This window comes from Anaeromyxobacter sp. K (assembly GCF_000020805.1).
GTDB lineage: Bacteria > Myxococcota > Myxococcia > Myxococcales > Anaeromyxobacteraceae > Anaeromyxobacter > Anaeromyxobacter dehalogenans.
Map to the genome: position 1 here is coordinate 1,690,637 of NC_011145.1, position 12,072 is coordinate 1,702,708.

Consider the following 12,072-nt stretch of genomic DNA (forward strand, 5'->3'; position numbering starts at 1 on the left):
GCCGCCGCGCGTCAACGCCCGGAGGGAGCCGCGCGGCCTAGCGCCGCGGTGCGGCCGCCGCGTACATTCACGATTCGTGATCCGGGTGCGTCAGATTGGGCCGCTGCCGCGCGCCGCCGGCCGCGGCCCGCGGGGACCTCGCGCGATCCCCGGGCGCAGCGGCCGCTCAGATCGCGTCGCCCGGCGCAGGGCCGGCGGGCTCGTCGCAGCCCTCCATCGCCTGCTCGAGCAGCGCCGGGAGGCGGCCGCGCCGCTGCGCCGCGAGCAGCGCGTCGAGCTCGTCCCAGCGGGCCTGCGGGCGCGCGCGCAGCAGCGACCGGTAGGCGCGGAGCACGCTCTCCACGCCCGCCGTCTGCACCGCCAGCCAGTCGTCCGCGCTGCGGGGGTGCTCGATCTGGAACGCTGCCATGCCGAACATCGACTGCACGAAGAGGATCTTCCCGAAGCGGCTGCCGTCGTCCTCGGCGAGCGGGTCGAGGGGGCCCGAGCAGCCGCGCACCTGGATGTCCGGGATCTCCACGATCCACTGCAGCAGCCAGCGGCGGTCGGTCGCGGCCCGGCGCGCGAGCGGCTCGCGCTCGAGCCGGCGGGTCACGTCGACCGCCTTGCGGCGCTCGGTCGGGGTGGAGGGGCCGCGCTCCCCCCGGGCGGGAACGGCGGTGAGCAGCGCGGCGAGGCTGGCGGTGACGAGGAGGGTCCGGTTCACGCGGGGCTCCATGGGAGGTCGTGGAGAGGAAGATAACCGCCCGAGGCGGCCGGGACCGCACCGCGCGCCCTCAGGGCGCGTGAATCCATCCCCGGACCGAGCCAGGCGGTCGAGACGCGAGCAGCGCGAGGCGCGACGACCGAGCATGCCCGTCGGCATGTGAGGGAGGAGCAACGACGCGATGCGACGCGGATCGGCCGCCGCGGCGACGGGAGGGGACGGGTTCACGTGCCCCTCAGGGCGCGGGCACGGTCGGGGCCGGACCGGGGGGCACCGGCGGCGCAGGGGTGCGCCCGCCGCCCAGCGCGACCACGAGCGCGAGCGCCGCGAGCAGCGCCATGGCCAGCGAGGCGCTCGCCCATACGCCCTGCGGCAGACGCGCCAGCCGGAAGCGGAGGGACGGCTGCGCCGGGTCGCGCCGCTCCAGCGCGGCCGCGGCGGGCGGCGGCGGGGGGGTGGCGTTCCGGAACGCGCGCAGCAGGAGCGCCAGCGCCACGCCCCCGGCCACGAGCGTGGCGACCATCTGCCCGGTGGCGGGCGCGGCGGCGGCCTCGTCCGCGCCCGAGCCGGCGGAGGCGAGCGCGGCCCCCGCCGCGAGCGCGTTGTTCATCGCGTGCGCGGCGACCGCGTTCCAGGTGTTGCCGCTGCGCAGCGCGAGCCAGCCGAACAGGAGCCCCTGCAGCAGGAGCGCGGGGAGCCGCACCGGGTCGAGGTGCAGGAGCGCGAAGAAGATCGTGCCCGCCGCGAGGCCGGCCGCCGGGCCGCGGCGGAGGGCGACGGTCCGCTGCAGGTAGCCGCGGAACGCGACCTCCTCGCAGACGGGCGCGAGCAGCGCCGCCGCGGCGGCGATGGCGTACCGCTGCGCCCCCGGCGTCTCGAACAGCCGGCCCACGTCGAACAGCTCGGTGACGCGCGGGGGGAGCACCTCCACCCACGCGAACATGAGCGCGTTCGCCACCAGGAACCCCGCCGCGCCGGCCAGCGCCGCGAGCGCCAGGGGGACGCCCGCCGGGCGCGCCAGGCCGAGGTACGGCACCGGCCGCAGGTTCGAGCCGAGCGCGGCCGCGAACGCGGGCAGCAGGAACACGAAGATCTCGCTCCAGGCCAGGCCCGCCGCCGGGTGGAGCTGCTGGGCCAGGATGCCCGGGCCGTACAGGAGCAGGAGCACCGCGAAGAACGCGAGGCCGCTCTTGCGGAACGGCGCGGCCGCGGGAACGGCGGGCTCGCCCGCCTCCGGCGCGGGCGCCGGGGAGGGAAGGGGCGGCGAGGGCGGGGGCGCGTCGCCCTGCGACGGGCCGGGACGGGAGGGATCCACTCGGGCGGATGATAGCCGCGCCGGCCGCCGCGCGCGCCCTCGTCTGCGCCGGAACGCGGGTAAGATGCGCGCATGGACTTCCGCAACCGGACGGTGGTGGTGTGCGTGGGCGGCGGCATCGCCGCGTACAAGGCCTGCGACCTCACGAGACTGATCGTGAAGGGCAACGGCAAGGTGCGCGTCGCCATGACCCCGGCCGCGACCCGCTTCGTCGCCCCGCTCACGTTCCAGGCGCTGTCCGGCGCGCCCGTGCTCACCGACCTCTTCGAGCCGGCGGCGGACCTCACCTACGGCCACCTCGAGATGGCGCGCGTGGCCGACCTGGTGGTGGTCGCGCCCGCCACCGCCGACCTGATCGCGCGGATCCGCGCCGGCATGGCCGACGACGCCGTCACCACCGCGGTGCTCGCCGCCACCTGCCCGGTGCTGCTCGCCCCCGCCATGAACACGCGGATGTGGCGCAACGTCGCGACGCAGGAGAACCTGGCGGCGCTGCGGGCGCGCGGGATGCACGTGGTCGGCCCGGCGGCGGGGCTGCTCGCCGACGGGGACGTGGGCGAGGGCCGGCTCGCCGAGCCGCAGGAGATCGCGCTCGCCGCCGCGCGGCTGCTGGGACGCCAGGACCTGGCCGGGCGCAAGGTGCTGGTGACCGCCGGCCCGACCCGCGAGCCCATCGACCCGGTCCGCTTCGTCTCCAACCCGTCGTCGGGGAAGATGGGCTATGCGGTGGCCCGGGTGGCGGCCCGGCGTGGCGCGCAGGTGACGCTCGTGTCGGGCCCGACCGCGCTCGAGGACCCGTCCGGCGTCGAGGTGGTGCGCGTCGAGACCGCCGAGGAGATGGCGCGCGCGGTCGAGTCGGCCCAGGCGGACATGGACCTGTTCGTGGGCGCGGCCGCCGTGTCGGACTACCGGCCCGCCGCGCCGGCCGCGCACAAGCTCAAGAAGAAGCCCGGCGAGGAGACGCTGGTGCTCGCCCGCACGCCGGACATCCTGGCCGGGCTGGGCGCGCGCCACGCCGGCAAGCCCGGCGCGCCGGTGCTGGTGGGGTTCGCGGCGGAGACCGAGGAGGTCATCGCGCGCGCCCGCGAGAAGCTGAAGGGCAAGCGCTGCGACCTGGTGGTGGCGAACAAGGTCGGTGCCCCGGGCGCCGGCTTCGGCGGCGACACCAACCGCGTGGCGCTCGTCTCGGCCGCCGAGCTGGCCGAGATCGAGGGGACGAAGGACAAGGTCGCCGAGGCGATCCTGGACTGGATCCTGCCCGTGCTCGACGCGCGCCGGCCGCGGCGCTGACCCGCGTTACGCCGCCAGCTTCGCGATCGACGGCGGCAGGATCAGCTTGCCGTTGATGCCGCGCCGGAAGCTGAGGCGCGTCTCCTCGGCGATGTCGGCCGCGTCGCGGAACGGGATCCGGTGGCGCGCGGTCCGCTCCTTGAGCTGCTTGCGGAGGTCGGTCGCGAGTCGGATGTTGCGGGCGCCGGTGGCGTCGGCCCGCGCGGCCTGGCTGCGCTCGCCCTCGGCGAGCAGCCCCAGGATGGCCTGCACCGCGAGCTCGTTCGTCTCGGTGACCAGGTCGGGCTCGAGCACCAGGTTGCGCTCGCGCGCGAGCGCCAGCCGAGAGACGTGGTGGAAGCGGCCCATCCGCGCGCTCACCAGCAGCGAGCGGAACAGCTGCCGCGAGACACCGAACGGGATCACCGACGCGCCGGTCAGCGTGCGCGCCAGGAAGTCGTCGTGGCCGCGGATGGCGCGGGTGGACACCTGGCGCGCCAGCCGCGACAGGTCGCGGTCCATGCGCTGGTCGTAGCGCAGCTCCCAGTAGGCGTGGCGGGTGTTCGTCTTGTGGAACGAGGCGACCGTCTTGAACGGCACGAAGTAGTTGTGCGCGACGGTGTCGGCGGAGAGGTGCGCGAGGAAGCCGAGCGCGAACGCCTGCTCGGCCCCGGGCTTCGCCTGCTTGAACACGTTGAAGCCCACGCGCCAGTTGTGACAGTGGTACAGGTAGCGGGCCATGTTCTTGCCCACCACGATGTCCGCCGCGAGGGAGCCGTAGAGGAACTCGTTGCCGAAGTCCTGCAGGACCATGCGCAGCGAGGGCTGCGCCACCCCGAGGTTCGCGAGGGCCTGCGCCGAGAAGTTCAGGTGCGCCAGCGGCCCCCACGCCTGGGCGTCGGAGGGCCAGGCGAGGATGGCGACGGCGGCGGCGGCGAGGGTGGCGGGGAGGAGCAGGCGGAGCAGCTTCATCGGGGTTCGATTCTAGGTTTCGCGCGGCCGCGGTCGCAACGCGCGGTACCTGTTTTTTCGAGGGGTCAGGTGGGCGAAGCGCGTTCAGGGGAGGCGGTGTCGGACGTCGCGGCGGAGCTGGCGCGGCACCTGCGCTGGCTGGAGGCCGCGGGCGTGCGCGAGGTTCCCGTCCCGGTGCTGGCGGTGGAACCGCCGGCGCCGGCCGCGCATGCCCGGCAGGCCGGGCCTGCGGCCGAGCGCGGCGCCCCGGCCGGCCGGGCCCCGGCGTCCCCCCCTCCTCCTGGTCAGCAGGCCCCACCCGCGGCACCCCGGGAGGCGCCCGCCCGCACGCCTGCGCCGGTGGCGCCCGCCCCGGTCGCCGGCGCCCACCGCATCGGGGAGAAGGGCTGCGGGAGCGCGGCGCTGGTCCAGGTCCGCGACGCGCTCGGCGACTGCCGCCGCTGCAAGCTCGCCGGCGGCCGCACCACGCTCGTGTTCGGGGTGGGGAACCCGCAGGCCGAGCTGGTGTTCGTGGGCGAGGGGCCGGGCGCGGACGAGGATCGCGAGGGCGAGCCGTTCGTCGGCAAGGCCGGCCAGCTCCTCACGAAGATGATCCAGGCGATGGGGTACCAGCGCGAGCAGGTGTACATCGCGAACGTGGTGAAGTGCCGCCCGCCCGGGAACCGCAACCCGGAGCCGGACGAGATCGAGGCCTGCGAGCCGTTCCTGCGCGCCCAGCTCGCCGCCATCCGGCCGCGCGTGGTCGTGGCGCTGGGCAAGTTCGCGGCCCAGACCCTCCTGCGGGACACGACCCCCATCACCCGGCTCCGGGGCCGCTGGCGCGAGTACGAGGGCATCCGCCTCATGCCGACGTTCCACCCCGCCTATCTCCTGCGCAGCCCCGAGGAGAAGAAGAAGGCATGGGAGGACCTGCAGCTCGTCATGAAGGAGCTGGGCCAGCCGCCGCCCGGGAGGTGAGCATGCGCCTCGGCGAGATCGCCCGCGCCGCGAGATCCGCCGTTCCCCGCCGCGCCCGCGCGGCGCTGCCGCTGCTGTGCGCCGCGCTCCTCGCCGCCGGCGCCGCCGCGCGCGCCACCGGGGCCGCCTCGGCTCCCGCGTCCCCGGCCGCCGCGCCGGCGCGGGTGCTCTCCGCGACGGTGAAGGGGCCCATCACCGGCGGCACCGTCGAGTACCTCGAGGCCGCCCTGGCGCGCGCCCGCACCGGCGCGTTCGCGGCGCTGGTGGTGACGCTCGACACGCCCGGCGGCCAGCTCGACGCGACGCGCGAGATCGTCCAGGCCATGCTCGCCACCGAGGTGCCGGTGATCGTGTGGGTCGGCCCGGCCGGCGCGCGGGCCGGCTCGGCGGGCGTGTTCCTCACGCTCGCCGCGGACGTGGCCGCGATGCACCCGACCTCCAACATCGGCGCGGCGCACCCGGTCACCGGCGCGGGCCGCGACGTGGCCGAGGAGGCCGGGAAGGACATGGCGAAGAAGGTGGAGAACGACACCGCCGCCTTCGCCCGCAGCGTCGCGGCCGCCCGCGGCCGGAACGCCGACTGGGCCGAGAAGGCGGTGCGCGAGAGCGTGTCGGTCACGGCCGAGGAGGCGCTCCGGCTGAAGGTGGCCGACCTGGTCGCGGCCGACCTCTCCGAGGTGCTCGCGAAGGCCGAGGGGCGGAAGGTGGGGCAGGGGACCGCGGCGCGTGCGCTCCGGGTGGCCGGCGCGGCGATCGAGCCGTACGAGCCGACGGTGCGGCAGCGGCTGCTCGGGTTCCTCGCCGACCCGAACGTCATGGCGATCCTGATGCTGGTGGGGATGCTCGGGATCGCGGTCGAGTTCTACCACCCCGGCATGATCTTCCCGGGCGCGGCGGGCGGCTTCTGCCTGTTCCTCGCGTTCCTCGCCATGCGGGTCATCCCGGTGAACGTGGGGGCGGTGATCCTGCTCCTCGCCGGCGTCGGGCTGCTGGTGGCGGAGGCGTACGTCACCGCGCACGGGCTGGCGGGGCTGGCCGGCGCGGCGTGCCTGGTGCTCGGGACGCTGTTCTTCGTGAACACCTCCGCGCCGGGCGACTGGTTCGACCCCGGCGCGCTGCGGCTGTCACCCTGGGTGATCTGGCCCACGCCCGCGGCCCTGGCCGTGCTGCTCGCGTTCATGGCCTGGAACATCGCGCGGGTGCGGCGCGCGCCCTTGCGCCTGGGCGCGCCCGGGCTGGTGGGCGCGGCCGGCGAGGCGCTCTCCGAGATCGGCCCGGTCGCGGGCGAGGCGTTCGTTCACGGTGAGTACTGGCAGGCCCGCAGCGCCGCGCCCATCCCGAGCGGCGCCGCGGTGCGGGTGGTGGCCGTGGAGGGGCTGACGGTCACGGTGGTGGCCGCCGCGCCCGGGAAGGGCTAGAACGGAGCGCACGCGCGCCGCTCACCCGGGGTGACGCCGCGCAGGGAGGAAAGCATGCCGCTCCTCGGAGTCGCCGTCCCGGTCGCGCTGGTGGTCATCTGGTTCCTGTCCGGCGTCCGGATCGTGAACGAGTACGAGCAGGGCGTGGTGCTGCGGCTGGGGCGCTTCGCCGGGATCCGCACCGCCGGCCTGAAGTGGATCGTCCCGTTCATCGACCGGATGATCATCATCGACATGCGCATCACGGCCGAGCAGGTGCCGCCGCAGGACGTGATCACGCGCGACAACGTGTCGGTGAAGGTGAACGCGGTCATCTACTTCCGCGTGCTCCAGGCCGACCGGGCGTTCCTCCAGGTCACCGACTTCCTGTTCGCCACCAGCCAGTTCGCGCAGACCACGCTGCGCTCGGTGCTCGGCCAGGTGGAGCTCGACGACCTGCTCAGCCAGCGCGACAAGATCAACCGGCAGCTCCAGGAGATCATCGACCGCCACACCGAGCCCTGGGGCGTGAAGGTGACCGCGGTGGAGGTGAAGCAGGTGGACCTCCCCGACGAGATGCGCCGCGCCATGGCCAAGCAGGCCGAGGCGGAGCGCGAGCGGCGGTCGAAGGTCATCGCGGCCGAGGGCGAGTACCAGGCCGCCGAGAAGCTGGGCCAGGCGGCCGACGTCATCGCCCGCTCGCCCGGCGCGCTGCAGCTCCGCTACCTCCAGACGCTGGTCGAGATCTCCGCCGAGAAGAACTCGACCATCGTGTTCCCGCTCCCGCTCGACATCGTGAAGCCGTTCATGGACGCCGCCGCCCGCCTCCCCGGAGGGCCCAGGACGGAAGGGTGAAATAGGCGCGCGCGGCCTGCGTATGGGCCAGGGTCCGCTCTGGGGAGAGAGGACCCGGTGCGGGGAGCGCGGCGGCGACGTCGCGCTCTCCCGCGCCTCGCACCTGCCGTCGGAGGACTCCGCATGCGCCTCGCCGTCGCCGCCGCCCTCGCCGCCCTGACCGTCCCGCTCTCCGCCGCCGCCGTGGACGGCGACGGGCACGTGGTGCACCAGCGCCGGGAGGTCCCGGCCTTCCAGGCGATCCAGCTCGCCGGCTCGCTCGACCTCGAGGTGAAGGTCGGGCCGGCCCAGTCGGTCGTGGTCGTGGCCGACGAGAACCTGCAGCCCGAGATCGTCACCGAGGTCCGGGGTGGCACGCTCACCATCCGCAACGAGCGCGACCTCCGCTCGTACCGCGGGCCGCGCGTCGAGGTCACCGTTCCGGCGCTCGATCGGCTCGCGCTCGCCGGCTCCGGCAACGCCTCGGTGGACGGCGCGCGCGGCGACCAGGTGCTCTCCCTGAGCGGCTCCGGCCACCTGCGCTGGACCGGCACCGCCGGGAAGCTCCGGGTGGAGCTCGCCGGCTCCGGCTCCGCGGAGCTGGACGGGCGCGCCGATCGGCTGGAGGCGGCGGTGAAGGGCTCGGGCGAGATCCTGGGCCGCCGGCTCGCGGCCCACGACGCGGCGGTGCAGATCTCCGGCTCGGGTGACGCCGAGCTGACGCTGGCCGGCGGCGCGCTCCGCGCGTCCGTCGCCGGCTCCGGCGACGTGCGCTGGTGGGGCGAGGGCCGGGTGGAGCAGGCCGCCGTGGCCGGCTCCGGGCGCATCACCCGCGGGTGAGCTGGGCCCGCGCGGCTACAGGGCCGCGTGCACCACCCCATCCCGCCCGATCCAGGCCCGGCTCATGGCCTCGGTGCAGAACGCGAACGCCGGGTCGCCCGCCGGGCCGACCAGGATCAGGCCGCCCTCGCCCTGCACGCGCGCGGCGAGCATCCGCACCGCCTCGCGGGCGGCGTCCGCCGGCGCGGCGCCCGCGGCCACCCGGTCGGCCGCGTACCGCGCCAGGGTCACCTGGATGACGCGCTCGCCGTGGCCGGTGCAGGAGACCGCCGCCGAGGCGTCGTCCGCGTAGGTGCCGGCCCCGATGATGGGCGTGTCGCCCACGCGGCCGGCGCGCTTCAGCATCATCCCGCCGGTGGACGTGGCGGCGGCGAGGTGGCCCCGCGCGTCGCGCGCGGCGGCGCCGACCGTGCCGTGCCCCGGCCTCGACCGCGCCGCGTCGCGCTCCGCCTCGAAGCGGGCCCGCTGCGCGGGCGTGACGAGCGCCGCGGGGTCGCAGGGCGGGATGCCCACCTCGCGGGCGAACGACGACGCGCCCTCGCCGGCGAGCAGCACGTGCGGCGAGCGCTCCATCACCGCCCGGGCGAGCGAGACCGGGTTCGCCACGTCGCGCACCGCCGCCACCGCGCCGCAGCGGAGCGTGGCGCCGTCCATGATCGAGGCGTCGAGCTCGACGGTCCCGTCGGCGGTGAGCGCGGCGCCCCGGCCCGCGTTGAACAGCGGGTCGTCCTCCAGCGCCCGCACCGCGGCCTCGACCGCGTCGAGCGCGGCGTCGCCCCGGGAGAGGACCTGCCAGCCGGCCGCGCAGGCGCGGCGGAGCCCCTCGAGCCGCGGCGCGTCGGTCGCGCGGTCGGGGCTGGGCTGCCCCGCGCCGCCGTGGACCACCAGGATCGGTGTGACGGTGGGTGATGGCGTCATGGCCTGGAGCGTAGCGGCGGGCCCGCCGCGGGGGCAAGGCGGCGGGCGGCGCGGGGGAGGCGCGCGGAGGCGCGCGGAGGCGCCGCGGGGCGCGCTGGCCGACGCAGATCCCGCCCACCGCCGCAACGAACCGGACGGGGCGCGGCGCCGGCGACGGGCTCCGACGATTGGTTGACGAGCGGGGAAACGCCTTCCTATCTTCGGGGCGCCGCCCGAGGTCCCTTGGGCGGGTCCCTCACCCAGAGGTCACCATGACCGGACGCGAAGTGGTCATCGTCGGGGCGGCGCGCACGCCCATCGGCTCGTTCCTCGGCTCGCTCGCCTCGGTCACCGCCCCGCGCCTCGGCGCGGTCGCGATCCGCGCCGCGCTCGCGCGCGCCGGGGTCGAGCCCTCGACCGTGGACGAGGTCGTGATGGGCAACGTCCTCCAGGCGGGCGAGGGGCAGGCGCCGGCCCGGCAGGCGGCGATCTACGCGGGCCTCCCGGAGAAGACCCCCGCCTGGACGCTCAACAAGGTGTGCGGCTCCGGCCTGAAGGCGGTGATCTCCGCCGCGCAGGCCATCGCCCTCGGCGACGCCGACGTGGTGGTGGCGGGCGGGATGGAGTCGATGTCCAACGTGCCGTACTACGATCGGTCCGCGCGGACCGGCGCGCGGATGGGCAACGTGGAGCTGGTGGACGGGATGATCCACGACGGCCTCTGGGACGTGTACGGGCAGCAGCACATGGGCATGTGCGCCGAGCACTGCGCCGCCACGCAGGGGATCCCCCGCGCCGCGCAGGACGAGTACGCGATCGAGTCCACCCGCCGCGCGGTCGAGGCGTGGAAGGCGGGGGCGTTCAAGGCCGAGATCGTCCCGGTGGAGATCGAGGGCAAGAAGGGCGAGAAGACGGTCGTGGCCGAGGACGACGGCCCGAAGGGCGCGCGGCCGGAGAAGATCCCGACGCTCCGGCCGTCGTTCAAGAAGGACGGCACCGTCACCGCCGGCACCTCCTCGTCCATCAACGACGGGGCGGCCGCGCTGGTGCTCGCGAGCGCCGAGCGCGCCGCGCGCGACGGGCTGCCGGTGCTCGGGCGCCTGCGCGCCTGGGGCGGCGCCGCGCGGGCGCCGGTGGAGTTCACCATCGCCCCGGCCGACGCGATCCGGACCACGCTGGCGAAGGCGCGGCTCCAGGTCTCGGACGTGGACCTCTGGGAGATCAACGAGGCGTTCGCGGTGGTGTCGATCGCCAACAACGCGCTGCTCGGCCTCGACCCGCGCAAGGTGAACGTGCGCGGCGGCGCGGTGGTGCTGGGCCACCCCATCGGCGCCTCCGGCGCGCGCATCCTGGTGACGCTGCTCCAGGCCATGAAGGACCTCGATCGCCGGCGCGGCCTGGCGTCGCTCTGCATCGGCGGCGGCGAGGCCGTCGCGCTCGTGGTGGAGCGGTAGGAGGGCGGATGAACAAGCTGGTCGAGTCGGCCGACGCCGCGGTCGCGGACGTGAAGGACGGGGCCACCATCATGGTGGGCGGGTTCGGCCTGTGCGGGAACCCGGAGAACCTGATCCTCGCGCTCCACCGCAAGGGCGTGCGCGACCTGGTGCTCGTCTCGAACAACTGCGGCACGACCGAGCTCGGGCTGGGCGTGCTGCTGAAGGCGCGGCAGATCCGCAAGATCGTCGCGTCGTACGTGGGCGAGAACAAGGAGTTCGAGCGGCAGTTCCTCTCCGGCGAGCTGGAGGTGGAGCTGGTGCCGCAGGGCACGCTCGCCGAGCGCATCCGCGCCGGCGGCGCCGGCATCGGCGGCTTCTACACCGCCACCGGCGTCGGCACGCAGGTGGCGGAGGGCAAGGAGACGCGGCTGCTCTCCGGCCGCGAGTACCTGCTGGAGCTGCCGCTCAAGGCCGACTTCGCGTTCCTGAAGGCCTGGAAGGCCGACACCTGGGGCAACCTCGTGTACCGGAAGACCACCCGCAACTTCCAGCCGATGATGGCCGCCGCGGCGGCGGTCACGGTCGCGGAGGCGGAGGAGGTGGTCGAGCCGGGCGCGCTCGACCCGGACCGGATCCACACGCCCAGCATCTACGTGAGGCGGGTGGTCCGCGGGGAGCGGTACGAGAAGTGGATCGAGCGGCGGACGATCCGTCCGGCGACGGCGTAGGGAGGATCGGAACGATGCCGCTCAACCGAGAGCAGATCGCCGCGCGCGTCGCCCGCGAGCTGCGCGACGGCTTCTACGTGAACCTCGGCATCGGGATGCCCACGCTCGTCTCCAACTTCGTGCCGCCGGGCGTCGAGGTGGTGCTGCAGTCGGAGAACGGCATCCTGGGCGTGGGCCCGTACCCGCGCGAGGACGAGCTGGACCCGGACCTCATCAACGCCGGGAAGGAGACCGTGACGGTGGTGAAGGGCGCGGCCTTCTTCTCCTCCGCCGAGTCGTTCGCGATGATCCGGGGCGGCCACATCGACCTCGCCATCCTCGGCGCGCTCGAGGTGTCGGAGCGCGGCGACCTCGCCAACTGGCTCGTGCCGGGCAAGATGGTGAAGGGGATGGGCGGCGGGATGGACCTCGTCGCCGGGGCGAAGCGGGTGGTGGTGATGATGGAGCACGCCACCAAGGACGGGAAGCCGAAGATCCTCCGCCAGTGCACGCTGCCCATCACCGGCCTGCGCTGCGTCTCGTCGATCTGCACCGACCGCGCCTGGCTGGACGTGAGCCAGGACGGCCTGATCCTGCGCGAGCTCGCGCCGGGCGAGACCGTCGAGTCGGTGCAGGCGCTCACCGAGCCGAAGCTCATCGTGGCGCCCGACCTGCGGTCCATGCAGGCATGAGAGCACGTGAGCCAATCCCCTCCCGTCGCCGCGGCGGCCGATCCGCGTCG

At 75.2% G+C, this 12,072-nt stretch carries 12 protein-coding genes; 8 read left to right on the forward strand and 4 right to left on the reverse strand.

Features of this window, described 5'->3' with window-relative positions; genetic code table 11:
• Positions 1-166: 166 nt before the first annotated feature.
• Entirely contained in the window at positions 167-706 is a 540-nt protein-coding gene (locus ANAEK_RS07470) for a hypothetical protein (RefSeq protein WP_232288395.1), read from the reverse strand.
• Between the two features lie 235 nt (positions 707-941).
• Positions 942-2,021: a CPBP family intramembrane glutamic endopeptidase gene (locus ANAEK_RS07475; RefSeq protein WP_012525542.1), complete on the reverse strand. Its 1,080-nt coding sequence runs from the start codon at positions 2,019-2,021 to the stop codon at positions 942-944.
• A gap of 72 nt (positions 2,022-2,093) precedes the next feature.
• On the opposite strand from ANAEK_RS07475, the gene coaBC reads away from it, so the two are divergent.
• A complete protein-coding gene (coaBC, locus tag ANAEK_RS07480; RefSeq protein WP_012525543.1) occupies positions 2,094-3,311 on the forward strand; it encodes a bifunctional phosphopantothenoylcysteine decarboxylase/phosphopantothenate--cysteine ligase CoaBC in 1,218 nt (405 codons plus the stop codon).
• 6 nt (positions 3,312-3,317) lie between these two features.
• On the opposite strand, the gene ANAEK_RS07485 is transcribed toward coaBC, so the two are convergent.
• On the reverse strand, positions 3,318-4,262 hold the full coding sequence (locus tag ANAEK_RS07485; RefSeq protein ID WP_012525544.1) for a zinc dependent phospholipase C family protein: 945 nt from the start codon (positions 4,260-4,262) through the stop codon (positions 3,318-3,320).
• Positions 4,263-4,601: 339 nt separating this feature from the next.
• Between ANAEK_RS07485 and ANAEK_RS07490 the strand changes: the two genes are divergently transcribed.
• The 4 genes from ANAEK_RS07490 to ANAEK_RS07505 all read left to right on the forward strand — a co-directional run bounded on the left by ANAEK_RS07490 (position 4,602) and on the right by ANAEK_RS07505 (position 8,290).
• Positions 4,602-5,219, forward strand: coding sequence for a uracil-DNA glycosylase family protein (locus ANAEK_RS07490; protein ID WP_012632865.1), 618 nt, complete (start codon positions 4,602-4,604; stop codon positions 5,217-5,219).
• Positions 5,220-5,221: 2 nt separating this feature from the next.
• Complete coding sequence (locus ANAEK_RS07495; RefSeq protein ID WP_012525546.1) at positions 5,222-6,637, forward strand: nodulation protein NfeD; 1,416 nt, start codon at positions 5,222-5,224, stop codon at positions 6,635-6,637.
• Between the two features lie 54 nt (positions 6,638-6,691).
• Positions 6,692-7,471: a slipin family protein gene (locus ANAEK_RS07500; protein ID WP_012525547.1), complete on the forward strand. Its 780-nt coding sequence runs from the start codon at positions 6,692-6,694 to the stop codon at positions 7,469-7,471.
• A gap of 123 nt (positions 7,472-7,594) precedes the next feature.
• Complete coding sequence (locus ANAEK_RS07505; RefSeq protein ID WP_012525548.1) at positions 7,595-8,290, forward strand: head GIN domain-containing protein; 696 nt, start codon at positions 7,595-7,597, stop codon at positions 8,288-8,290.
• Positions 8,291-8,305: 15 nt separating this feature from the next.
• Here ANAEK_RS07505 and ANAEK_RS07510 read toward each other — a convergent pair whose 3' ends face one another.
• Entirely contained in the window at positions 8,306-9,208 is a 903-nt protein-coding gene (locus tag ANAEK_RS07510; RefSeq protein ID WP_012525549.1) for an isoaspartyl peptidase/L-asparaginase family protein, read from the reverse strand.
• A 251-nt stretch (positions 9,209-9,459) separates the two neighbouring features.
• On the opposite strand from ANAEK_RS07510, the gene ANAEK_RS07515 reads away from it, so the two are divergent.
• From ANAEK_RS07515 to ANAEK_RS07525, 3 genes are read left to right on the forward strand one after another with little or no spacing between them, the layout of a single operon-like run.
• Positions 9,460-10,641, forward strand: coding sequence for an acetyl-CoA C-acetyltransferase (locus ANAEK_RS07515; RefSeq protein ID WP_012525550.1), 1,182 nt, complete (start codon positions 9,460-9,462; stop codon positions 10,639-10,641).
• Positions 10,642-10,649: 8 nt separating this feature from the next.
• Positions 10,650-11,351 carry a CoA transferase subunit A gene (locus ANAEK_RS07520; protein WP_012525551.1) on the forward strand — a complete coding sequence of 234 codons (702 nt, stop codon included), beginning with the start codon at positions 10,650-10,652 and terminating at the stop codon, positions 11,349-11,351.
• Positions 11,352-11,365: 14 nt separating this feature from the next.
• Positions 11,366-12,022, forward strand: a complete 657-nt coding sequence (locus ANAEK_RS07525) for a 3-oxoacid CoA-transferase subunit B (protein WP_012525552.1) — start codon at positions 11,366-11,368, stop codon at positions 12,020-12,022.
• The last annotated feature ends 50 nt before the right edge of the window (positions 12,023-12,072 follow it).